General features: G+C 54.8%; 17 protein-coding genes and 1 pseudogene. 12 read left to right on the forward strand and 6 right to left on the reverse strand.

What is annotated here, in order from left to right; all coding sequences use genetic code 11:
- Nucleotides 1-30 precede the first annotated feature (30 nt).
- The 3 genes from ACL2XO_RS07780 to fusA all read left to right on the forward strand — a co-directional run bounded on the left by ACL2XO_RS07780 (nucleotide 31) and on the right by fusA (nucleotide 4,169).
- On the forward strand, nucleotides 31-1,089 hold the full coding sequence (locus ACL2XO_RS07780) for an AraC family transcriptional regulator (RefSeq protein ID WP_413723608.1): 1,059 nt from the start codon (nucleotides 31-33) through the stop codon (nucleotides 1,087-1,089).
- Nucleotides 1,090-1,144: 55 nt separating this feature from the next.
- Nucleotides 1,145-1,843, forward strand: a complete 699-nt coding sequence (locus tag ACL2XO_RS07785; protein ID WP_413742506.1) for an extensin family protein — start codon at nucleotides 1,145-1,147, stop codon at nucleotides 1,841-1,843.
- 226 nt (nucleotides 1,844-2,069) lie between these two features.
- Nucleotides 2,070-4,169 carry an elongation factor G gene (fusA, locus tag ACL2XO_RS07790; protein WP_413742507.1) on the forward strand — a complete coding sequence of 700 codons (2,100 nt, stop codon included), beginning with the start codon at nucleotides 2,070-2,072 and terminating at the stop codon, nucleotides 4,167-4,169.
- A gap of 271 nt (nucleotides 4,170-4,440) precedes the next feature.
- On the opposite strand, the gene ACL2XO_RS07795 is transcribed toward fusA, so the two are convergent.
- The 3 genes from ACL2XO_RS07795 to ACL2XO_RS07805 form a co-directional block, all read right to left on the reverse strand.
- Nucleotides 4,441-6,150, reverse strand: coding sequence for an autotransporter outer membrane beta-barrel domain-containing protein (locus ACL2XO_RS07795; protein WP_413742508.1), 1,710 nt, complete (start codon nucleotides 6,148-6,150; stop codon nucleotides 4,441-4,443).
- A gap of 1,271 nt (nucleotides 6,151-7,421) precedes the next feature.
- Entirely contained in the window at nucleotides 7,422-9,821 is a 2,400-nt protein-coding gene (locus ACL2XO_RS07800) for an autotransporter outer membrane beta-barrel domain-containing protein (protein WP_413742509.1), read from the reverse strand.
- 546 nt (nucleotides 9,822-10,367) lie between these two features.
- Nucleotides 10,368-11,969 (reverse strand): autotransporter outer membrane beta-barrel domain-containing protein, encoded by a 1,602-nt coding sequence (locus tag ACL2XO_RS07805; RefSeq protein ID WP_413742510.1) that lies wholly within the window; start codon nucleotides 11,967-11,969, stop codon nucleotides 10,368-10,370.
- A 646-nt stretch (nucleotides 11,970-12,615) separates the two neighbouring features.
- On the opposite strand from ACL2XO_RS07805, the gene ACL2XO_RS07810 reads away from it, so the two are divergent.
- On the forward strand, nucleotides 12,616-13,026 hold the full coding sequence (locus ACL2XO_RS07810; RefSeq protein WP_413723613.1) for a hypothetical protein: 411 nt from the start codon (nucleotides 12,616-12,618) through the stop codon (nucleotides 13,024-13,026).
- A gap of 44 nt (nucleotides 13,027-13,070) precedes the next feature.
- Here the strand turns inward: ACL2XO_RS07810 and ACL2XO_RS07815 are convergent.
- Together ACL2XO_RS07815 and ACL2XO_RS07820 are read right to left on the reverse strand one after the other, a co-directional pair.
- A pseudogene (locus ACL2XO_RS07815) lies at nucleotides 13,071-13,322 on the reverse strand (autotransporter outer membrane beta-barrel domain-containing protein); the annotation flags it as partial.
- 795 nt (nucleotides 13,323-14,117) lie between these two features.
- A complete protein-coding gene (locus ACL2XO_RS07820) occupies nucleotides 14,118-15,002 on the reverse strand; it encodes a DUF2076 domain-containing protein (RefSeq protein ID WP_413742511.1) in 885 nt (294 codons plus the stop codon).
- A gap of 290 nt (nucleotides 15,003-15,292) precedes the next feature.
- On the opposite strand from ACL2XO_RS07820, the gene ydfZ reads away from it, so the two are divergent.
- The 8 genes from ydfZ to ppnP all read left to right on the forward strand — a co-directional run bounded on the left by ydfZ (nucleotide 15,293) and on the right by ppnP (nucleotide 22,491).
- Nucleotides 15,293-15,493 (forward strand): putative selenium delivery protein YdfZ, encoded by a 201-nt coding sequence (ydfZ, locus tag ACL2XO_RS07825; protein WP_132922984.1) that lies wholly within the window; start codon nucleotides 15,293-15,295, stop codon nucleotides 15,491-15,493.
- Nucleotides 15,494-15,780: 287 nt separating this feature from the next.
- Entirely contained in the window at nucleotides 15,781-16,437 is a 657-nt protein-coding gene (locus ACL2XO_RS07830; protein WP_413742512.1) for an epoxyqueuosine reductase QueH, read from the forward strand.
- Nucleotides 16,438-16,835: 398 nt separating this feature from the next.
- Nucleotides 16,836-18,044, forward strand: a complete 1,209-nt coding sequence (locus ACL2XO_RS07835) for an MFS transporter (protein ID WP_203522422.1) — start codon at nucleotides 16,836-16,838, stop codon at nucleotides 18,042-18,044.
- A gap of 210 nt (nucleotides 18,045-18,254) precedes the next feature.
- On the forward strand, nucleotides 18,255-19,796 hold the full coding sequence (locus ACL2XO_RS07840) for an FAD-dependent oxidoreductase (RefSeq protein WP_413742513.1): 1,542 nt from the start codon (nucleotides 18,255-18,257) through the stop codon (nucleotides 19,794-19,796).
- 260 nt (nucleotides 19,797-20,056) lie between these two features.
- The gene (gene aroL, locus ACL2XO_RS07845; RefSeq protein ID WP_413726895.1) at nucleotides 20,057-20,587 is read left to right on the forward strand and encodes a shikimate kinase AroL; all 531 of its coding nucleotides are present in this window, start codon (nucleotides 20,057-20,059) and stop codon (nucleotides 20,585-20,587) included.
- Between the two features lie 120 nt (nucleotides 20,588-20,707).
- On the forward strand, nucleotides 20,708-20,899 hold the full coding sequence (locus ACL2XO_RS07850) for a hypothetical protein (protein ID WP_132922980.1): 192 nt from the start codon (nucleotides 20,708-20,710) through the stop codon (nucleotides 20,897-20,899).
- A 424-nt stretch (nucleotides 20,900-21,323) separates the two neighbouring features.
- Nucleotides 21,324-22,094, forward strand: coding sequence for an IclR family transcriptional regulator (locus ACL2XO_RS07855; RefSeq protein ID WP_413742514.1), 771 nt, complete (start codon nucleotides 21,324-21,326; stop codon nucleotides 22,092-22,094).
- Between the two features lie 106 nt (nucleotides 22,095-22,200).
- Complete coding sequence (ppnP, locus tag ACL2XO_RS07860) at nucleotides 22,201-22,491, forward strand: pyrimidine/purine nucleoside phosphorylase (RefSeq protein WP_132922978.1); 291 nt, start codon at nucleotides 22,201-22,203, stop codon at nucleotides 22,489-22,491.
- Between the two features lie 56 nt (nucleotides 22,492-22,547).
- On the opposite strand, the gene rdgC is transcribed toward ppnP, so the two are convergent.
- Nucleotides 22,548-23,459 carry a recombination-associated protein RdgC gene (gene rdgC / locus ACL2XO_RS07865; RefSeq protein WP_413742515.1) on the reverse strand — a complete coding sequence of 304 codons (912 nt, stop codon included), beginning with the start codon at nucleotides 23,457-23,459 and terminating at the stop codon, nucleotides 22,548-22,550.
- Nucleotides 23,460-23,516 lie beyond the last annotated feature (57 nt).

The following is a 23,516-nucleotide window of genomic DNA, read 5'->3' on the forward strand; positions in this document are numbered from 1 at the left end:
CCAGTGTAGTCTTCGCTGACTGAACGATGAATGCTTGAAAATCCGTATTTATTGCGCGATAGTTCAATAATGAACGATCTTTTTTCCGATATTCTGCAGTTCACCCAGGCCCAATCCGTGGTCTCCGGCGGATTTACGGCCGGCGGCGCTTGGGCGCTCCGCTTTCCGGCTCCTGATAAAATCAAATTTTTCGCGCTTGTGAAGGGCAACTGCTGGTTTCGTTTTAACGATGAGGATGAGCCGCTGCGCCTGGAGGAGGGCGATGTGTTTCTGCTGGCGGCGCAGCGTTCGTTTGTGCTGGCGGGGGATTTGACCCAGGCGCCCCTGGATGCGGTCCGGGTTTTTGCCGCCAGCGACAATAAGAACGCCAAGCTCGGCGAGGGCGAGGATTGCATACAGATAGGCGGTCATATCAAACTGGATCCCGCCAGCGGAGGATTGCTGTCGGATGTCCTGCCGCCGTTCATTCATGTCCGGGCCGCTTCGCCCCAGGCCTCGGTACTGAGATGGCTGCTGGATCAACTGGTGCGGGAAAGAACGGCGCAACTGCCGGGGGTCGGTATCGCCTCGTCCCAGCTAGCCCAGCTGATGTTCGTGCAAATATTGCGCGTGCATTTCTCCACCGCCGGCACGCTGGCGGCCGGCTGGCTGAGGGCGCTGGCGGACCCGCGCATCGCGCCGGTCTTGCGGCTGATGCATGGGGATCCGGGCCACCCTTGGCAACTGGCGGAGCTGGCCAGGGCCGCCGCCATGTCCCGAACCTCCTTTGCCTTGCATTTCAAGGCGGTGGCGGGCGTTGCGCCTCTCTCCTATCTGACCGATTGGCGCATGCGCCTGGCGGGACGGGCGCTGCGGGAAAGCGACGTGCCGGTGGCGGTGCTCGCCCGTTCGCTGGGGTATACTTCGGAGAGCGCCTTCAGCAGCGCCTTCAAACGTGTTAACGGCCATGCCCCGAAGCCCTACCGCATCGCGGCCCGGCGCGCGTTGGAAACCACAGAAGCCTCTTCGTCACCCAGCCAGGGGGCAACTGTCGTTAATCTGGCAACCGGGATCCCGGCTACGCTGGAAACCGCCGCAAAAATCCCTTAAACCGGATCAACTGCTAGAATCTTACCATCCGACCTCGTGCAGGGAATAAAACCGGGTGCGATTCCTATTGGGTTTATTGATTGCGGTAGCGCTGGCGGTAGTCTTCGCCCCACGGCTTCAGCGCTACCTGCCACCGGGTTACGATCCCTTTGCGCCCGTTTCAGTTACCGACCCGCCGACGTTGATTACCCGGTTCAAGCTGCGGTCCCTGGCCCGGGACCCCGCCGCCTGTCTGGCGATACTGGCGCAGGCGCGCGCCGCCGGTCGTATCGATTTTACCGCCGAGAGAACCACTACCGGCGCCTGCCCGCTGGTGTCGCCGGTGCGGGTGCGCAGCTTCGGGCCGGTGGCGCTGAGCTCGAGTTTTCTGGCCAGCTGTCCCCTGGCGCTCAGCAGCGCCATGTTCGTGGCGCAATCCGCCTTGCCACGGGCCGAGACGGACCTCGGTTCGCCGCTGGCGCGCATTGACCACCTCGGCAGCTATGCCTGTCGCAATATCTACAGCCGTCCCGACGCCCGGCTCAGCGAACACGCCGGTGCCGATGCGCTGGATGTGGCGGGTTTTCGCCTGGCGAACGGCAAAGACATCACCGTGTCGCGGCAGTGGCGGCGAGACGATGCCGAAGGCGCTTATTTACATAGCGTCTTCAGCCAGAGCTGCGATTTCTTCGGCAATTCCCTCGGTCCCGACTACAATAGCGCCCATGCCGGCCATTTCCACTTCGGCATGCGCGGTTTCGGCCTATGCCGGTAATGTTCCGCGCCGCTATGTGACCCTGAGCGACAAAGGCACTGGCGGACATTGAAGAGCGGTTACAAAAGGCGCATTCTGACCAGGCGCGCTGGCGCTGTTTTTTTTCCGCCGGATTGCCCGGAAATGCGCAACAAACTCAATTTATTACTCAGTCCCCGCCGCCGTAGGCCGCCGGGAAAATGTTTCACAGTAGGTTTTGTCCATTAGGGGCATCTAAGGTAATTGTATGGTCCGTAAAACTCCCATAGAACGATATCGCAACATCGGCATCAGTGCTCATATTGATGCCGGCAAGACTACCACCACTGAGCGTATTCTGTTTTATACCGGGGTCAGCCATAAAATCGGTGAAGTGCATGACGGCGCTGCAACGATGGATTGGATGGAGCAGGAGCAAGAACGCGGAATCACCATTACCTCAGCTGCCACCACCACCTTCTGGAAAGGGATGGCCGGTAATTATCCGGAACATCATATCAATATTATCGATACCCCGGGGCACGTGGATTTCACCATCGAAGTGGAACGATCCATGCGGGTATTGGACGGCGCGGTGATGGTGTATGACTCCGTGGGCGGGGTTCAGCCGCAGTCGGAAACCGTTTGGCGCCAGGCAAACAAATACAAAGTGCCGCGTATCGCGTTCGTGAACAAGATGGACCGCACCGGCGCGGATTTTTTCAAGGTGCAGACCCAGATCGCCAAACGCCTCAAAGGGGTAGCGGTGCCGATTCAGATTCCGGTGGGCGCCGAAGAGCATTTCGAGGGCGTGGTGGATTTGATCAAGATGAAATCCATAGTCTGGGATGATTCCACCCAGGGTGTGAAGTTCACCTACGAAGATATCCCGGCGGCCTTGATGGCGTCCGCGCTGGAGTGGCGCAACCATATGGTGGAAGCGGCGGCCGAAGCCAGCGAAGACTTGATGAATAAATACCTGAACGGCGAGGAACTCACCGAAGAAGAGATCAAGAGCGCATTGCGCAAGCGCACCATCGACAATGAAATCGTGCCGATGCTGTGCGGCAGCGCCTTTAAGAATAAAGGCGTGCAGGCATTGCTGGACGCGGTGGTGGACTACCTGCCGTCGCCCATCGACGTGCCGGCCATTGTCGGCCATGACGAGAACGATAAGGAAGTGGAACGTCACTCCAGCGATACCGAGCCGTTCTCCGCCCTGGCGTTCAAGATCATGACCGACCCCTTTGTCGGCCAGCTGATCTTTTTCCGGGTCTATTCCGGCACCATATCCACCGGGGATTCGGTGTTTAACCCGGTGAAGGGTAAAAAAGAGCGTTTGGGCCGTTTGCTGCAAATGCATGCCAATGAACGTAAAGATATCAAGGAAGTCCATGCCGGCGATATCGCCGCCACGGTGGGCATGAAGGATGTGACCACCGGCGACTCCCTGTGCGATCCGGATCATCCGATTATTCTGGAACGCATGATTTTCCCCGATCCGGTCATTTCCCAGGCCATTGAGCCGAAGACCAAGGTGGACCAGGAAAAAATGGGTATTGCCCTGGGACGGTTAATGCAGGAGGATCCGTCGTTCCGCGTCAAGACCGATGATGAATCCGGCCAGACCATTATCTCCGGCATGGGCGAGCTGCATCTGGAAATCCTGATGGAGCGGATGCGCCGCGAGTTCGGCGTGGCGGTAACGGTGGGTAAACCGCAGGTGGCCTATCGGGAAACCATTAAAAAGACCGTGGAAGAGGTGGAAGGCAAGTACGTTAAGCAGACCGGCGGCCGTGGACAGTATGGGCACGTGGTGCTGAAAATCGAACCGCAGCCGGCGGGCAAAGGCTATGAGTTCGTGGATGCCATCAAGGGCGGCGTGGTGCCGCGGGAGTATATCTCCTCTATCGACAAGGGTATTCAGGATACGCTGACCTCCGGCGTATTGGGGGGCTATCCGGTGGTGGACGTGAAAGCGACGCTGTTCTTCGGTTCTTATCATGAGGTGGATTCCAACGAAAATGCGTTTCGTATGGCGGCCGCGATGGCGTTCAAGGACGGGATGCGTCAGGCGCAGCCGATTCTGCTGGAGCCGATGATGGCGGTGGAAGTGGAAACGCCGGAAGATTTCATGGGCAACGTGATGGGGGATCTCTCGTCACGGCGCGGCATGGTGCAGGGGATGGAGGATATTCTCGGCAGTAAGCTTATCCGTGCCGAGGTGCCGCTGGCGGAAATGTTCGGCTATTCCACTACGCTGCGTTCCATGTCGCAGGGGCGCGCTACGTATACCATGGAGTTCAAGCACTATTCGGAAGCGCCAAAAGCGGTGGCGGAGCAGGTTATCAAGAGCCGCGGCAAGTAGTTTGCCTGAGGCCGGCTCGTTGCACGTTCGGTGCAAGCGGGCTTACCGTGCCATGGGGCGCTCGGGCGGGCAGGAAAACCATGCCCGCTTCGACCCCATCGGCGCGGTTTCCCTTTAACAGGCTCGTTGCACGTTCGGTGCAAGCGGGCTTACCGTGCCATGGGGTGCTCGGGCGGGCAGGAAAACCATGCCCGCTTCGACCCCATCGGCGCGGTTTCCCTTTCACACGCGACTTCTCAAACATCTTCGCTGTGCCAATCGGTTATAGCGTTTAAAACAGATATTTCATCCCCAGCATGCCGGCGGTATCGCTGTAGCCTTTATTGCCTACCTGCTGGCCGACGCTGCCCCACAGGTTGAAGTTTTTATTCAGTTGTCCGTTCACCCCCAGTTTCAGCTCGCCGATATTGGCCGCGCCGTCCTGACTGATGGTGACGCCGTTCAGCGTGGCGCCGAAATCCTTGCTGTTATGTATCCAGTTGGCTTCGATAAAGGGCCGGAACAGGCGGTCCTTGTTTTTATCCCGTTCGCTGTAGGCGTTCATATAGGCCTTGACCCCCAGGCGGGTCTGGATATTGCCGTCGCCGTCGCCGCTGACCCGGGTACCGTTGTCCTCGGTGAGGTCGTCGGCTTTGACGTCCATCCAGATGGCCTGGGCCTGGGGCTCGATATAATAAGTGGCGTTTTTGGCCGGGTTGGCGCCGATATTAAAGGCGTAGCCGGTTTCCAGCGAGGCGGTGAAGCCCTTGGATTTATAGTCTTGCTCGCCCAGGTCTTGCCCGTTTACCTCGTTGTCGAACCAGCCGTACTGGGTCCAGCCGTCGACATAGAGCCCGTCGTGGCCGGCGGCATCGGCGTACCAGGTGCCGTAGAGACCGACGCTGTAGCCGTCCACCGAGCCTCTGGAGCGGTAGCCGGAGACCTGCGAGTCGGTAGTGCTGCGGGCGTGGCCGTAGCCGGCCATCAGGCCGAGGCGAAAGCTGTCGGCGCCGTCGCTGCTCCAATGGCCGACATCGCCCCCCAGCTGCAGGACGTAGCGATTGCTTTGGGTGCGCAGCTGTCCGCTGTCATCGCGGGAGCGGTTGTGGCCGCCCACATTGGTCATCCACAGGCTGGTGGTCTGCTGTTGGCCGGTGATGGGGTCGATATAGGTGGTCAATCCTGAACGGTCATTCAGACTGGCGGCGAACAGAGTATTGGCGGCGGCGAGATTGGCGCCGTAGCTGGAATCTTCAGGACGCTCCACCATATCGCCCGGTTGCGGGTCGGGGTCGGGAATGGGTTCCGGCGATGGCTCAGGCTCTGCTCCGGGGGGTTCCGGCGTCGGCGCCGCCGTTGAGCTGTTCAGATACCAGTTGGCGGCATTGGCGTCGGTGCCGCGCGCCAGGGTATAATCATAAGCCCCGGCGACGATACGGCCGGACTGGGTAAACTCGCCGTCGGAGGCGCCGGCGACCGAAATCAGCTCGATGCCGTCAATGGTCTGGGCGCCGCTGCCGCCGGCGTTGTTGACGGTGACAGTGGTCTCACCGGAGGTGTCGCCGCCGATGATAAGGCGTTCGGAGTCGGAAGCGTCGTCGGAGAGCTTGGCGTTGAAAGTGAGCCGGCCGTTATTGCCAGCGTAGTTGCCGGTGACGGTAAGCTCGGTGCCGGCGTCGGCGCCGTTAAGGTTGATGACGCCGGCATTGCTGACGCTGGCGATGGTTTGGCTAAAGCCGTTTAAATCCATGGCGCCGGGTGCGGCGATAGTGTAGGCCGAATTGGGGCTGAGGGCATTGTCGGCGTAGGCGGCTAGGGTGCCGCCGTTGATATTGGTGTTGCCGGTGTATGCGTTATTTTGATAAAGGGCCAGGGTGCCATCGTTAATGGTGAGATTCGAAACAGTGTCGTCGATCTGGCCTAGTATCCGCCATAGTCCCACGCCGTTTTTGGTCAAGCTTTGGAAGTTACTGATAGTGCCTTCTACCCGGCTTGCTGGCAAGACGTTGCTTGACGTCGCGTCCAGGATCAGGGTATTGCTCCCGCCGCCACCATTGATATTGCCGGAGAGATAAGAGTGGTCTTCAGAAACTATGCTATCATTCCCACCGCCTAAATTAATTGCCCCAGCGATTATTCCGCCGGAATGGTTGACAATTGAAACATCCCCGTTGCTAAACGCGCTTGAGATGGCGATTCCGTTGGGATAAAAGTTTGCAATCGTCCCGTCGTTGTCAATGGTAGTTAATCCAGTGCTGGATTCAATTTGAATGGCATTGCCGGCTTGGCTAAAAATATAGCCATGATTAATAATGGTATTCCCGGAGCCAATAACATGAAGGGCATTGTCAATATTTTCATTTCGTATTCCTTCTTCCGCCCACACCTCTGCTCCAGATTCCACGGTCAGAGTATTATCATTATTAAACTCAATAGTGTTTGCGCCAGAGCCCCAATTCCCTGGGCCCGAGGCTTCAGGTGTATTTTGCACCAGAGAATTTGTCCCCAACGTAATGTTTGAATTTGAATCGAGGCTAATGGCGCTGTTTATGCCGGTAATGATTTGAGCGTTAGGGTCCACAACAATGGTCACATTATCTAAACCAGGACCGCTGCCAAGGGTGGTTGTATGAGTTGATGTAGTGTCACATGTAGTGGTGACGCCATCCGCCAGCGCGGGGTTGCATGCCGCCGACGCCATATTAGGCACGGCATATAAATTTAGCGCAATGGCTGCGGCAATTATATTAAATTTATTTATTACATAAATCTGAAAAGGTTTTTTTTTATTAATGCATGAATAAATGGCATCTAATGATGGAGGCGACATAGGTGTTATTTTACGCATAAATTTAATTCCTTACATTTGTTTAATTGTCGGTTGTCGGAAAAGTACTCTTTTAAAGCTGTCAGCAATCGTAAGACGCAGTGACGCCATCGGGGCTGGCGCCGGAATATTTGCTGTTATGGATCCGGTTGGCCTCCACATATCTTGACTCGGATATGGCAAGCTTTTAGCGCTAATTAATTTAAATACCAGGGGTTATGTTAAATCGCAATCCATTTCATTAAGTAATATCAGCCATAAAATGCCACATCAATTAAAAACCAGAACAATTACCATTTTCCAATGTGACAGAAATTAATTTATGTGAGCAGGGAAACATAATTTAACTCGGCCGCGGCAAATGCGGTCTTACTCTACTACATTCTCTTTAATGTCTTTCTACGTTGAATGCCGGGAAAACCATCAGCATTATCCGGCGTGTTTAATCAAAACAGGTATTTCACGCCCAGCATGCCGGCGGTGTCGCTGTAGCCTTTGTTGCCCACCTGCTGGCCGACGCTGCCCCACAGGTTGAGGTTTTTGCTGATTTTGCCGTTGACCCCCAATTTGAGCTCGCCGATATTGGCCGCGCCGTCCTGACTGACGGTGACGCCGTTAAGCGTAGCGCCGAAATCCTTGCTGTTATGGATCCAGTTGGCTTCGATAAAGGGCTGGAACAGGCGGTCCTTATTCTTATCCCGTTCGCTGTAGGCGTTCATATAGGCCTTGACCCCCAGGCGGGTCTGGATATTGCCGTCGCCGTCGCCGCTGACCCGGGTACCGTTGTCCTCGGTGAGGTCGTCGGCTTTGACGTCCATCCAGATGGCCTGGGCCTGGGGCTCGATATAATAAGTGGCGTTTTTGGCCGGGTTGGCGCCGATATTAAAGGCGTAGCCGGTTTCCAGCGAGGCGGTGAAGCCCTTGGATTTATAGTCTTGCTCGCCCAGGTCTTGCCCGTTTACCTCGTTGTCGAACCAGCCGTACTGGGTCCAGCCGTCGACATAGAGCCCGTCGTGGCCGGCGGCATCGGCGTACCAGGTGCCGTAGAGACCGACGCTGTAGCCGTCCACCGAGCCTTTGGAACGGTAGCCGGAGACCTGCGAGTCGGTATTGCTGCGGGCATGGCCGTAGCCGGCCATCACCCCGAGGCGAAAGCTGTCGGCGCCGTCGCTGCTCCACTGTCCCACATCGCCCCCCAGTTGCAGGACATAACGATTGCTTTGGGTGCGCAGCTGTCCGCTGTCATCGCGTGAGCGGTTGTGGCCGCCCACATTGGTCATCCACAGGCTGGTGGTCTGCTGTTGGCCGGTGATGGGGTCGATATAGGCGGTCAATCCCGAACGGGTATTCAGGCTGGCGGCGAACAGGGTATTGGCGGCGGCCAGGTTGGCGCCGTAGCTGGAATCTTCAGGACGCTCCACCATGTCGCCCGGGTCGGGATGGGGGTCGGGAATGGGTTCCGAGGGCGGTTCCGCTCCAGGCGGTTCCGGCGTCGGCGCGGCCGTGGAGCTGTTCAAATACCAGTTGGCGGCATTAACGTCGGTGCCGCGCGCCAGGGTGTAATCATAAGCGCCGGCGACGATGCGGCCGGACTGGATAAATTCGCCGTCCGAGCTGCCGTTGACGGTAATCAGCTCAATGCCGTCAATGGTCTGGGCGCCGCTGCCGCCGGCGTTGTTGACGGTGACCTGGGTATCGCCGGAGGTGTCGCCGCCGACAATCAGGCGTTCGGACTGTGAGGCGTCGTCGGAGAGCTTGGCGTTGAAATTCAATCGGCCGTTATTGCCGGTATAGTTGCCGGCGACGGTGAGCACGGTGGCGGCGTCGGCGCCGTTAAGGTTGATGACGCCGGCATTGCTGACGCTGGCGATGGTTTGGCTAAAGCCGTTTAAATCCATGGCGCCGGGTGCGGCGATGATATAGGCCGAATTGGGGCTCAAGGCACCGGCGGCCTGGGCGGCCAGGGTGCCGCCATTGATATTGGTATTGCCGACGTAGGTATTAGTGCCGGCCAGGGCCAGGGTGCCCTCGTTGATGGTCACGTTGGCAATGTTGGTGAGTCCGCCGGTTAATTGCCATTCTCCCTCGCCGTTTTTGGTCAGGCTTTGAAAATTGGTTATATTGCCTGCCAGAAGGTCCAAGGTGTCGGTCGAACTTGCCGCACCGGTTAAGGTAAGCGTATTTGTTCCGCCGCCGCCGCTAATGTTACCTTCCAAAAGCGAGCCTGATTCAAGGGTTACGCTGTCATCGCCGGAGCCCATACTGACGTTGCCGATAATGGAGCCGCCGTCGCGATTGATTATGGACACCATGGTGCCTGAACTACCGATAGCCGTACCGCCCGGAGTCAGTATGCTGATGGTGCCGTAATTGTCTATGGTGTTGATGCCCGTGGCGGGCTGGAACCAGATTGCCGAACTGGCATTCCCTTGAATCAGGCCGTGATTGATAATGCTATTCCCCGCCCCTATGACGTTGATAGCTTCGTTCGAGCCAGTTGGGCCTTGTGACAGTACCTGTGCCCCAGGCGCTATTTCCAGAGTGGTATCGTTGTTGAACTCAATGGTATTTTCACCCGTACTCCAATTACCCGAACCCGTCAGTGCGCTGCTATTGTTAATCACATTGGCGCCGTTTTGTAAAATGATTGTGGAATCGGAATTCACGCTTATCGCAGTGACCGCGCCGGTGGTAATTGTAGCGCCGGGCTGGACGGTAATGGTGACGTTAGTTGTTCCGGGTCCGGTGCCGACGGTGGTGGTTTGGTCTACGGTAGCATCACAAACGGTGCTGCCATCGCTCACCAGGGGAGGGGTACAGGCCGCCAGCGTTATTTCTGGCGACACGGAAAAAGTCAATGCAATAGCAGCGGTAATGATATTAAATTTGCTTATTTTTTTTATGTGAAAAAATAATGATGCGTTTGTGTCAATTAATAAAAACCGTGGCGTAGAATTTAACGTGCTCATGATTAACATCCTTTAATAGTTATGTTTCCGGGCGAACTCAGAGTATGTTTTGCAATCATGATGGATATGTATTACAACGCTACTCTATCCATAAGACCTGTGCATACTTATTAAGAACATGAATCGGATAATGCAAATCTTCAGCGCGGTTTATTAATAACAGAGATTATGTTGAGAAAAAATAAATTTTATATAATAGCTAAGATCCAATAAAAATTACCATAAATAAAAAAAAGTCTAATTGCCATTTTTAAATTAACGGGTATTCGATTAATGTGAGCGGAGAAACATAAAAACGCTGCGGTGGCCGCAGCGTATCGGTCTCTCATCAAGCGTTTGTGCCAGTCAAATGTTTATGGAGCCGTTGACCATGGTACGCTTAGCCGCTACGTGATGGTGGCTTCGTCGTCTACCATGGTCTCTTTAGAACAGGTATTTCAATCCCAGCATGCCGGCGGTATCGCTGTAGCCTTTATTGCCCACCTGCTGGCCGACGCTGCCCCACAGGTTGAAGTTTTTATTCAGCTGTCCGTTCACCCCCAGTTTCAGCTCGCCGATATTGGCCGCGCCGTCCTGACTGATGGTGACGCCGTTCAGCGTGGCGCCGAAATCCTTGCTGTTATGTATCCAGTTGGCTTCGATAAAGGGCCGGAACAGGCGGTCCTTGTTTTTATCCCGTTCGCTGTAGGCGTTCATATAGGCCTTGACCCCCAGGCGGGTCTGGATATTGCCGTCGCCGTCGCCGCTGACCCGGGTACCGTTGTCCTCGGTGAGGTCGTCGGCTTTGACGTCCATCCAGATGGCCTGGGCCTGGGGCTCGATATAATAAGTGGCGTTTTTGGCCGGGTTGGCGCCGATATTAAAGGCGTAGCCGGTTTCCAGCGAGGCGGTGAAGCCCTTGGATTTATAGTCTTGCTCGCCCAGGTCTTGCCCGTTTACCTCGTTGTCGAACCAGCCGTACTGGGTCCAGCCGTCGACATAGAGCCCGTCGTGGCCGGCGGCATCGGCGTACCAGGTGCCGTAGAGACCGACGCTGTAGCCGTCCACCGAGCCTTTGGCACGGTAGCCGGAGACCTGGGATACGGTGGTGCTTTTCGCGTTGCCGTAACCGGCCATCACCCCCAGGCGAAAGCTGTCGGCGCCGTCGCTGCTCCACTGTCCCACATCGCCCCCCAGTTGCAGGACATAACGATTGCTTTGGGTGCGCAGCTGTCCGCTGTCATCGCGTGAGCGGTTGTGGCCGCCCACATTGGTCATCCACAGGCTGGTGGTCTGCTGTTGGCCGGTGATGGGGTCGATATAGGCGGTCAGGACCGAGCGGGTATCCCGGCCGGCGGCGAACAGGGTATTGGCGGCGGCCAGGTTGGCGCCGTAGCTTGAGTCTTCAGGACGCTCCACCATGTCGCCGGGGGCCGGATCCGGGTCGGGAATGGGTCCCGGCGCCGGCGTCGACGTTGAACTGTTGAGATACCAATTGGCGGCGTTGGCGCCGGTGCCGCGTTCGAGATTATAGTCATAGGCCCCGGCCACGATGCGGCCGGACTGGATAAACTCGCCGTCCGAGCTGCCGTTGACGGTAATCAGCTCGATGCCGTCAATGGTCTGGGCGCCGCCGCCGCCGGCGTTGTTGACGGTAACCTGGGTATCGCCGGACGTGCTGCCGCCGACGATAAGGCGTTCGGACTGTGAGGCGTCGTCGGAGAGTTTGGCGTTAAAATTGAGCCGTCCGTTATTGCCGGTATAGTCGCCGGTGACGGTGAGCACGGTGCCGGCGTTGGCGCCGTTGAGGTTGATGCCCCCTGCATTGTCGACGCTGGCGATGGTTTGGCTAAAGCCGTTTAAATCCATGGCGCCGGGTGTGGCGATGATATAGGCCGAATTGGGGCTGAAGGCGTTGGCGGCCTGAGCGGCCAAGGTGCCGCCGTTGATATGGGTATCGCCGACGAAGCTATTACTTCCGGCCAGGGTCAGGGTGCCGTCATTGACGGTCACGTTGGAGACAGTGGCGTCGAGCTGGCCCGTCAACAGCCACTCTCCCGCGCCGGTTTTGGTCAGCGATTGAAAACCTCTAATGTTGGTTGGTAAAATATCAGCTGTCGCCGAAGGATTAGACGATCCTTCAAGTGTAAAAGAATTAATTCCATCGCCACCAGATATGCTTGTACCCGTAAGAACCGAGCCAGGCTCGAGAGTAATTGTATCATTCCCAGCACCCAAACGCACTACGCCGTAAATCAAGGCCCCGGTACGATTGATTAAGGAAACATCTCCATTGCCGGAGGAAATTAGAAGGACCCGATTGTCAGCAACACTGGCGATGGTTCCGTAATTGTCTATAATATTGCTGCCAACGTTATTATAAAGTTCGAATATAATTAAACTAGATGAAATTAAACCGTGGTTGATGATGGTATTGCCTGCGCCTATGATTCCAAAAACGTGTGCGGTACCTGAGGTCAACAGCACCTGCGCGCCATGTCCCACCGTGATAGCGTTATCATTATTGAACTCTATGGTATTTTGCTCCTTTCCCCAATTTCCGCTGCCGACCACCGCGCTATACCCGGCATTTTTAACCACGGCACCGTCTTGCAGGGTAATGACGGAACCCGAGTCAAGGCTAATGGCGCTGAATACACCGGTATCGATTTCTGCGGAAGGAAGGACATTAATGGTCACATTATTCGAACCGGGTCCGGTGCCGAGAGTGGTGGTATGCACCGACGAGGTATCGCATATCGTGGTCACGCCATCCGCCGGGGCTGGGGCGCAGGCCGCTGACGCCTTATCAGGCATGGCATATATACTTAGCGCAATGGCTGCGGCAATGACATTAAATTTATTTACGGATTTAATTTTAACAGTTGTCGTTTTATTAATGCTTAAAGAAATAGAACCTAAAGACGAAGGCGCCAGAGGAGTTATTTTACGCATGATTTTCATTCCTTTCATTTGTTTGATTAATGGCTGCGAAAAAAATGCTATTTTAAAAATGCCATCATTCGTGAGACGCTGTGACGCCATTGAGGCTGATGCCGAAAGCTGTGCTGTTATGGATCCAGTGAGTTTTCGCATAACATGACTTGGATAAGGCACGCTTTCAGCGCTATTAGCCGGCCTGTTTTGTCAAAATAGATATTTCAAGCCCAGCATGCCGGCGGTATCGCTGTAGCCTTTATTGCCCACCTGCTGGCCGACGCTGCCCCACAGGTTGAAGTTTTTGTTAAGCTGCCCGTTCACCCCCAGTTTCAGCTCGCCGATATTGGCCGCGCCGTCCTGACTAACGGTGACGCCGTTCAGCGTGGCGCCGAAATCCTTGCTGTTATGTATCCAGTTGGCTTCGATAAACGGCTGGAACAGGCGGTCCTTGTTTTTATCCCGTTCGCGCATGTCGTGGTCACGCCATCCGCTGGCGCAGGAGCGCAAGCCGCCGACGCCTTTTCAGGTATGGAATATATACATAACGTCATTGCAATGGTCGCGGTGATAATATTAAATTTATTTATATTTTTAATCTGATAAAATATTCTTTTATCAATGTTTAAAGGTGTAAACGTAATAACAAAGGCGCCACTGAGTTTTTTTACGCATAATTATCAGCCTTTATAACAGATATGTTATTAAATTAGCTTGATTTAGTAATTCTTAAAAAATTTATATCCTCTGCTATTGATGCGTAAGCCCGGTGCTGCAAGCTGTCATGTAATAACATGATTTTTATCAGGCCTACTGTCAGGGATGTCCTGCTAAAACTAACGTATGGTGAGTTTTATTTATTATTTTGGTAAAAGATCCTTCGCTAAAATACAAAGACTGTCGATGAAATACGAGTTTTTTACTTTAACTGTATTTATGAATTTTTGAGAAAAAAAGGTTCATGAAATTATTGTAATTTAATATTTTCTTATTTTCTAGCGAAATTTAGAAGTAAAGAGAGTATTCGTGAGGTGAAGTGAAATTATCCTTCAAATCGTCATGGAGCGATGGGTACAAGCTTAGGGGACATTAGAATGGTTCGCATAGATAACGCGGGGCTCGATATAATTAAACCCCGGCCATATGAACCGCGCTGCTAGCGGGCTGGGTAGTATTGCTTTGGCGGCGCGGTTCAAAAGCAGGAATTTGTTTTCGCCAGCGGCGCTACGCCGGCGATTTTTTTAAGCAGACCGGCTATCAGACAAAATTATCATCGTCGCTGAAGTCATCGTCTGAACCGAAGCCGCCATCCGAACCAAAACCGTTATCGGAGCCAAAGCCATTATCTGAACCAAAACCATTATCCGAGCCAAAGCCGTTATCGGCACCAAAGCCGTTATTGTAATCGGTATCGCCGCCGGCATTATCGCCGCCCAGATAATTATTGTTATTATCCAGGAAATGGCTGTCCGAGACATCATTGAAGGTGTCGAGGTTATTGCTTTGGAAATCCTGATTGGTCAGGGGATCCGTGGCGGCGGTATCCATGGGCTGGTCGATAACATTGACTATCTCCTCCGGCCGGCTGTTATGGAACATGCCGGTGAGCATATTGCCCAATACCACTCCGCCGGCAACCCCGGCCGCGGTTTGCAGCGCGCCGGCCATAAAGCCGCCGCCACGCGGAGGCACCGGCTGTTGTCCATAGCCGGGAGGCGGCGTTTGGGCGTAGCCATTATAGCCGGGGGGAGGGGTTTGCCCATAGCCGTTATAGCCGGGAGGGGGTGTTTGCTGCCCTTGGCTGCCCCAGGCGTTGGCGGGCTGTTGGGTCTGCGTCTGAGGCTGAGCCGCGCGTGAACCGCCGCCGAACAGATTGCTGAGAAAACCGCCGCTGTGGGCGGGCGGAGTGTTTTTCAGCTCGGTCAGTTCGTTTTCAAGCTGGGTGACCCGCTGATGCAGACGTTTGAGCGCGGCTTCCTGAATCAAAATAGACTGCGCCATATAATAAGGCGCCGCGGGCTGCTGACGGATGAATTCCTGGATTTGCCGATCCGCCGCGGTATCACGGGCGCCGGATTGCTGTTCCGCCTGTTTCAGGCGCTGAAACAGCCCTTCAATAAGACGTTGCTCTTCAGATTGCATGGCTTTGACCTTTTGACATGTTCAGGTTCGCAGAAGGCTGCATTACGTTTAAATCTAGTCTGTTTACGGCTAATCATAAAGGCGCCGAGCGTAAAGGTTTGCAGATATATGTTACCAGTTAACATACTTTGTCCAATGGGGCGCCTAGAGCAGGCTTCCTGCGGGGTTGGCTTCTGCGGCTGAAAAGGCGCCGGCGATGAACCGTTGTTTTGCTTGATATAACTCAAATTATGCCGCTTGCGGCGGGCCTATGCTTGCTATCGGTTTCGTGATGGAAATTGGAGGAGTGTATGATTCACGTTTATGACAGGAATCGGAATGCAATCATCCCTGGTCAGAAAGTCATGATTGCCGCTACCGGTGAGACATCCATTGCCAAGGCCGTACATGCCGAGGGGCTATCGCCCGTCGAGGCCGAACGGGCAAAGTGTGTGGAACTGCAAAATACCGCCGAGCGCTATATTCCCTTTGAGCTGATTCGTCTGGCCTGAGTAGGGCCGCCATCCGGTCTACCATGCCATGGGGCGCTAGGTCCGGCGGAAAACTCCCGTCCGATCCGGCCTCATTGGCATGGTCGCCCGTTAACGCGCTCGGTACTTGGCGTGGTGATAGCGGGCCTATTATGCCTGTCGGTATCTGCGGTAAGGTGGATTGGGTGTATTTGCTTGCCCCGATTGCCTGAACCTTGCTTAAACGCCGCCCCCGGCGGCACCGCGTTCCGCCTGCGTTATGCTATATTTTCCTCGACCAGTTATCCGTTGCCAGAGAGACAGCGCCCATGGCCGAATTGACCCGTCCCATGCTTCAACTTCCCCACCAGGCCCATAAGCTGCTGCTGCATTCCTGCTGCGCGCCCTGTTCCGGTGAGGTGATGGAAGCGCTCGGCGCCTCGGGAATTGACTATACCATTTTCTTTTATAACCCGAATATTCATCCGCGGCGGGAGTACCAAATCCGCAAAGAGGAGAATATCCGTTTTGCGCAAAAGCACCGGGTGCCGTTTGTGGATGCCGATTACGACAGCGATAACTGGTTTGCCCGGGCCAGGGGCATGGAGCATGAACCGGAGCGGGGGATACGCTGCACGATGTGTTTCGATATGCGTTTTGAACGTACCGCGCTCTATGCCTTCGAGCAAGGTTTCAGCATTATCTCCAGTTCGCTGGGCATTTCCCGCTGGAAAAACATGCAGCAAATAAATGACTGCGGCAAACGCGCCGCCGCTAGATATCCCGGCATCACCTATTGGGATTATAACTGGCGCAAGCAGGGTGGTTCATCGCGCATGATTGAAATCAGTAAACGCGAGCATTTTTATCAGCAGGAATACTGCGGTTGCATTTACTCTCTTCGCGACAGTAACCGGCACCGCAAATCACAGGGGCGGGATATTATTCGTATCGGGATGACATACTATGGCGATGCTGATGAATAAACATCAATTCATGTTAATAATGTTAATTCAATGATCGTTCTTGACAGCATTCGTGAATAATCGTCTAATCCTGTTTACCACGCTTTATCCTTATTTTTTTCCGTCACCCCGTCGTATCAATCGTTAAGCCGTTCATACCCGCCAACATGCATTTCATTCCGGGTGGAGGGCATCTCATTCCCATTTCGAGCCGCTCCCGCCGGCATTGCCTTATAGTGGCGCCATTAAGCCCGGATGAGGGCATCGAAATACCCTTCATCTTTCAAGTTGCAGCGGTGTTGGCTGCGCTCGTTTATCCCAGTCACTTGGTTATCTAAGCTCCTGGGGCTCACGAGCTTGCCGTCTTGCTGCAACTGGAAATCTCTTGGGTATAGATAGTGATTACTACGAGGCAGAACATGATGACTCAACAATCCAATCATATCCGGTGGCTGACCCTATGCGGCACTATCGTGACCCAGTTTGCCCTGGGATCGGTGTATACCTGGAGCCTGTTTAACGGTCCGCTGGCGGATAAGCTCCACCAGCCCGTCAGCCAGGTGGCTTTTTCTTTCGGCCTGCTGAGTCTGGCGCTGGCGGTGGCCTCGTCGGTGGCGGGTAAATTTCAGGACCGTTTCGGCGTGCGTAAGGTGACCATCGGCGCCGGCGTGTTGCTGGCGGCGGGGTTTTGGCTGACCGCCTACGCAACCAACCTGGCGATGCTGTGGTTATGCGCCGGTATCCTGGTGGGATTGGCTGACGGCATCGGTTATTTGATGACGTTATCCAATTGCGTCAAATGGTTCCCTGAACGTAAAGGCGTGATCTCCGCCTGCGCTATCGGCGCCTATGGCTTGGGAAGCCTGGGGTTCAAATACATCAACAGCCAGCTGCTCGCCCGTTACAGCCTGGAAGTGACGTTTGAACTGTGGGGACTGATAGCCATGCTGATGGTTATCGCCGGCGGTCTGGTGATGAAAGACGCACCGCGGCAGGAAACCCAAAAAGTGCAGGCTGCCCACGATTTTACGCTGGGACAATCCATCAAAGTGCCGCAATATTGGCTGCTGGCCCTGATGTTTTTGACCGCCTGCATGAGCGGTCTCTATGTTATCGGGGTGGCAAAGGACATTGGCGAAAGCCTGGTTCACTTATCGCCGGTATCGGCCGCCAATGCGGTAACCATTATCGCCATAGCCAATCTCGGCGGACGCCTGGTCTTGGGCGTGCTTTCCGACAAAATGCCGCGGATACGGGTTATCACGCTGGCGCAGGTGGTATCGTTGGCAGGGATGGCGGCGCTCACCTTCGCTCCTCTCGCCGAGGCATCGTTTTTTCTCTCCCTGGCCTGCGTTGCCTTTAGCTTTGGCGGCACCATCACCGTTTATCCTTCACTGGTAAGTGATTACTTCGGTCTCAACAACCTGACTAAAAACTACGGTGTGATTTATCTCGGTTTCGGCGTCGGCAGCATTATCGGTTCTATTGTCGCCTCGTTGTTGGGTGGATTTATGGTGACCTTTCATTTGATTATGGTGTTATCGATAATTTCCCTGGTGGTCTCCTTGACGCTGCGTCGCCCCGGTGAAAAAGGCCGTTTGGCGCTGCGTCAGGCAATGAGTAAATAACCGCCTGCGTAAAACTTTTTTATCAGCCCGTATCCCCGCGGGCTGATGCGCCGCCGGGTTTATCCTACGCTTCGCACCGTTAATGCATCCTGTCGCGTTCTAAGTCCCCCACGCTTTCCACCCTTAAATTAGCTGCTAGGCTTAACGATAGTCCTCTAAAGAGTACGGTTTTATAAAAACGATGATTTTAGATACCTGAAGGAGCCTATCGTGGCCTATCAAAAAGTGATGTCGTTATCCGCTTTGCCGGAGCTGGAACCCAAAAAAGTCAGCATGGACGAAACAGATATTCTGCTCATCAGGAAAGGCGATGAGGTTTTTGCCCTTGAGGCGACCTGTCCTCATTCCGGCGCCCCGCTGGAAAAAGGCGCCCTTTGTGAAGGGAAGCTGATATGTCCCTGGCATAAATCCGTATTTACCATCGAAGAGGGGGCTTTGTGCGAACCGCCCTCTCTGCGTGCCCTGAAACGTTATCCGGTGAAGGTGGAGGAGGGGGCAATCTGGCTGGATCCCAAGGCCCTGCCGGGAGCCGCGCCGCTGGACAAGGTGGACGATACGCAGGCGATAGTGGTCCTGGGTTCAGGCGCGGGCGGCAGCGCCGCGCTTAAGGCGCTGCGCGAAAAGGGCTATAGCGGCCGGTTAATCGTTGTTGAGCGCGAAAAACAGGCGCCCTATGACCGCACTGTATTGTCTAAATTCGTGCCTCAGGGGGATATGTCCATTGATGAGGTTCCGTCGTTGCTCGACGATGATTTTTACAAAAAGCAAAAGGTCGAGCGCATTACCGGCAACGTGGAAGAGCTCGACGTAAAAAAACACCAGCTGCGGCTGGAAGACGGCACCGTCGTACCCTACCGGACGTTATTGCTGGCCACCGGCGGTATCCCGCAGCGGCCGGATCTGCCGGGCAAGGCGCTGCTGGGCATCGAGGTTCTACGCAGTTGGGAGCAGGCGGCCGCCATTATGGCCGTGGTTGAGCAAAAGCAGCGGCTGGTGATAATCGGCAATAATTTTATCGGCATGGAGGTGGCGGCTGCTTTCCGTAAACAGGATATAGATATTACGGTTATCGCTAAGCATGAGCTGCCGTTTGAAAAACAGTTCGGCAAGGATCTGGCGTGCTTTTTCCGCCGGCGCCATGAGCAAAAGGGCGTAAAATTCATTGAAGGCGAACCTGCGTCCTTCGATGGCCAGCGCCATGTGTCGGCGGTGGTACTGAAAGACGGTCGCCGCATTGATGCCGATGTGGTGTTGCTGGCCACCGGGGTCACGCCCGCTACGGACTTTATCCATGAATTGCCGCTCAATAAAGACGGCAGTTTGACCGTGGATGAGTCCATGTCGGCCGGGCACGATATTTTCGCCATCGGCGACATCGCCACCTTCCCGCTTAACGGACATCCCACGCGAATTGAGCACTGGCGCGTGGCGCAGCAGCATGGCCGCGTAGCCGCAGGCGTTATGGCGGGTCTGGATGAGAAATACGATTCGGTGCCTTTTTTCTGGACGCAGCATTACGGGGTGCGCTACGAATACCTGGGGCATGCTGAGAAATGGGATGATATCGACATCATCGGCTCGCCGGATAAAGACGATTTTGTGGCGCTGTTCGGCCTGAAAGACAAACTGATGGCCGTGGTGGGCACCGGCCGCATGCGTACAACCGGTACCTTGCTCATCAAGATGGGCGAGCCGCTGACCATGGACGATGCCCGCCGCATCGTTAAAGAGGTTAAGGAACCCAAAAGCTGATATTTGCCCGGGCCGTTACGCGCCCGGGACGCCATGACCATCATGCCAAACGCTGCGGATAAACCTGCTGTGTTTGGCTTTTTTTTTTGCGCCATAGAGGACAACCCCACAAAAAGTATGTTATTTAATGCTTCTTACCGGCCGCATAATGCTCCGCTGGACTTCATCGGCGGTTGCTGCCAGTATTGCCGTCGGTTTTTTGCGGGTCGAACGGGACAAAGGTTCGATTATAGCTATTTGTGAAAAAGGATATGCAGTTGATTATACAGCCCATTTTTATGGTTGGTGCTAGGGGATGCGGCAAAACCACCGTTGGCCGGGCATTGGCGCAGGCGCTGGGATTTCAGTTCACCGATACCGACCTGATATTGCTGCAGTCCACCGGTCTGAGTGTGGCACAGATAGTGGAGCAGGAGGGCTGGGCGGGATTCAGGACCCGCGAAAGCGATATATTGCATGGGGTGGCAAGCGCCGACGGCCGTCAGGTGGTAGCCACCGGCGGGGGAATCATTTTATCAGAGGCCAACCGGCGGTTCATGCGCGCCACCGGCACCGTGTTTTATTTGCACGCCCCGGCGGACGTGCTGGCCCGGCGCCTGGAAGCCGTGCCTGAAGAGGATCAGCGTCCCAGTCTTACCGGCAGGCCCATCGCCGAAGAGATAGCGGAAATATTACTGGCCCGCGAGGCGCTGTATCAGGATGCTGCCCATCATGTGCTGGATGCCGGCCAGTCGCCGCAGGATGTGGTCTCGGCTGTTTTGCAGCGGCTTTGTCCCTGCGCCGCCGGCTGAAGGGGCGGCCGTTACGGCGCCATCCATGCAGCCGTTCCCGCGGACCTTTACCCGCCAGCAGAGTTTTCAAGAGTAGCCTATACTTATTTACCCGACCAAATCATAAATAAGGGAGTGATTATGGCGAGTAAACCACCGTATCCGCGTGAAGCGCATATAGTAAAGAAAGAAAAGGGATTGCCTGGTAAATCCAAAGAAGTCTATGAATTGCGGGCGGATCATCCAAGGCCCGATACGCTTATCAGCGAACATGATACCGAGCAGGAAGCGCTTGACGCTAAGGATCGGTATCAGGATGAAGATAAGTCCTGATATACCCGCCTTTTTGCAACTCGAATTATTTTGGGTATAAGCAGCAGGGCGGTAGGATTGTACGCTATCACTTACCGGCGGTTCAGGCTCTAGCGGCTGAACCGCCGGTTAATCATTTTTTACGTCATTTTCAATAGGCTTGTATTTGTATTACTTTTATTGAATTCAGGCCCGCAACTATCAGTAAATTGAATAATAATCTTATCTTTATCCGCGCGGAGCAATTCACTGAATTACCGATAGCCTTACGGCTATAACCGTAGATTGTCAGGAATAAGCTCGTTATTATCGTGCTTAAGGGATTAAGCACGCTATCTTTAACTGAAGGTTTATTTTGTGGGGAAATATTATCTTGACGGAGAGCGGCTGACAATTTAAAGATTATTCAACCTGCTTTTAATAAAAATGAAAATGAAAAATAATCATGTCTACCTTGGAAAATGCATCAGCGGTATTAAAACTTTTTGCCCATGAAAGTTCGTCTTTACCACAACAGGGATTATCTTTCAGCGATGTGGCCAGCCGGCTGCCGTTGCCGAAAAGTACCTTGTCCAGATTATTGGTGGCCATGGAAGATCAGGGGTTATTAGTCCGTAACCCCGCCAACCGGCTCTATTCCGTGGGTGAATTGCTGCTGGCTGTGGGCGGCCGGCAGCGTGCAAAGCCATTAACGGATGAGGTTGCTCCCGTCCTGACTGCCCTGACCGACGAACAGGGCTGCGCCGGCATGATTTGTCTGCTCGAAAAAGATTATGTCCGCATCGTATCGGTATTTAACGGTTGCCCCCACCGGCCGGCATCCTATAGCGCCGGACACCGGTTACCGGCGGCGAACACCGCCGTCGGACGCGCTCTGCTGGCCGGTTATTCCGAGCGTGACGTTATCGATCGCCTGGTCCCGGGCGCGGCGGCGCATGCGTCTTTTTCGCAACACGGGTTAACCGGTTTATTACAGCGCCTTACCGTGGTGCGCCGGCAGGGTTGGTCTTACGCCCGAAATGAAACCCGGCCCGACCAGAGCGCGCTGGCGACGTCTCTGACGCATCCTCTGCGAAACGAACGCGTCGGGCTTTGCCTGACCTTTCCAAGCCTGAGCGACGGCAATGCGTTCCCGCAACCTCTGCTAACGCGCCTTATATCCGTGACCCGGATGCTGGCGGAAAAAATTGGCGACCCAGGCTGGCGGCATCGTTAACTTTTCTGCCTGGTTACCGGCATTTTTCAGTATTAGGACGTGACAAATCGATATTTCACCTTTTACTATGAATGACTTAAATTATGATCGATACAGGAAATGATCCATGCTGAATGTAAATGAGTATTTTGCCGGGAAAGTGAAGTCCATTGGTTTTGACTCCGCCAGCATTGGTCGCGCCAGCGTCGGCGTTATGGAAGCCGGAGAATATACTTTCACCACCGCACAGCCGGAAGAGATGACCGTGATCAACGGTGCGTTGAAAGTACTGATTCCCGGCGCGCACGATTGGCAGGTGTTTATGCCCGGCGAGATGTTTTTTGTACCGGCGAAGAGCGAGTTTTTCCTGCAGGTGGCCGAAGCCAGCGCCTATCTGTGCAAATACCTGAGTAAATAGCCAGAATATAGGCAAACCGAAACGGAGGGCCCCACAACCGGCCCTTCTCGTTTATCCTAACGCTGGGTTTCGCCGCCCAGCGCCGCTGTCAGCTGGCTGATGAGCTCGGATAGCTCGCCGGTCATCAGAATGAAATCCGCATCAAAGCGCTGCGCCACGTCCTCTCTGTCGATATCGTCGTTTTGCTCACGCAGCTGCTCGGAGAATTTAAGCCTTTTCAAGGTGGCGTCGTCCGCCAGTACGAACTGAACCCGCTCCAGCCAGTCCAGCGCCAGTTTTGTCACGACTTTTCCCGCCTCGATATGCGCGGCGATTTCGTCGCTGGCGAGGTCCTGTTTTTTACAGCGGATGATGCCGCCGTCTTCCAGCAGGGCTTTGAGTTCGGCCTCGTCCTGAATGGCGAAACCCGCCGGGAGTTCCGTGCCGCGGACCCACTGCGTCAGGGTCAGCTCGATGGGATTCTCCAGGGTAAGGGGCGCCACCGGCAGCGAACCGAGGGATTTGCGCAGCAATGCCAGGGTGTCTTCGGCTTTTTTGGCGCTGGCGGCATCGACAATCACCAGGCCTTTTCCCGTATCGATCCAAAGAAATGTCTGGCTGTAACGGCTGAAGGCGCGAGGCATCAAATTGAACAGCACTTCCTCTTTCAGGGCGTCTTTTTCCGCTTTACGCAGCTTGCGGCTCTGGTCTGCCTCCAGCTTTTCCACCTTGCCCTGCAACTCCTGTTTCACCACCGAAGACGGCAGGATTTTTTCCTCTTTGCGCACGCAAAGCAGGATATGCCCGTTAACCCCATGGGTTAGCGCGGTGCTTTTGTCGCCCAGCGGTGAAACCCAGCCGGATTTCGCCATATCCTGGCTGCCGCAGGGAGAAAACACCGAGCCCGCCAACTGTTTTTCCATGTCTTCCGCCGATAGCGCAAGATCGCGGGTCAAGCGGTAAATCATCAGATTCTTAAACCAAAACATATTTTTTATATCCCTGACCTGGCGCGCCCGTCAGCGCGCGGGTTGTTCAAACGCAGG

Origin of the sequence: Sodalis sp. RH15, from assembly GCF_047324255.1 — a bacterium.
In the GTDB taxonomy this organism is placed as follows: Bacteria; Pseudomonadota; Gammaproteobacteria; order Enterobacterales; family Enterobacteriaceae; genus Acerihabitans; species Acerihabitans ligni.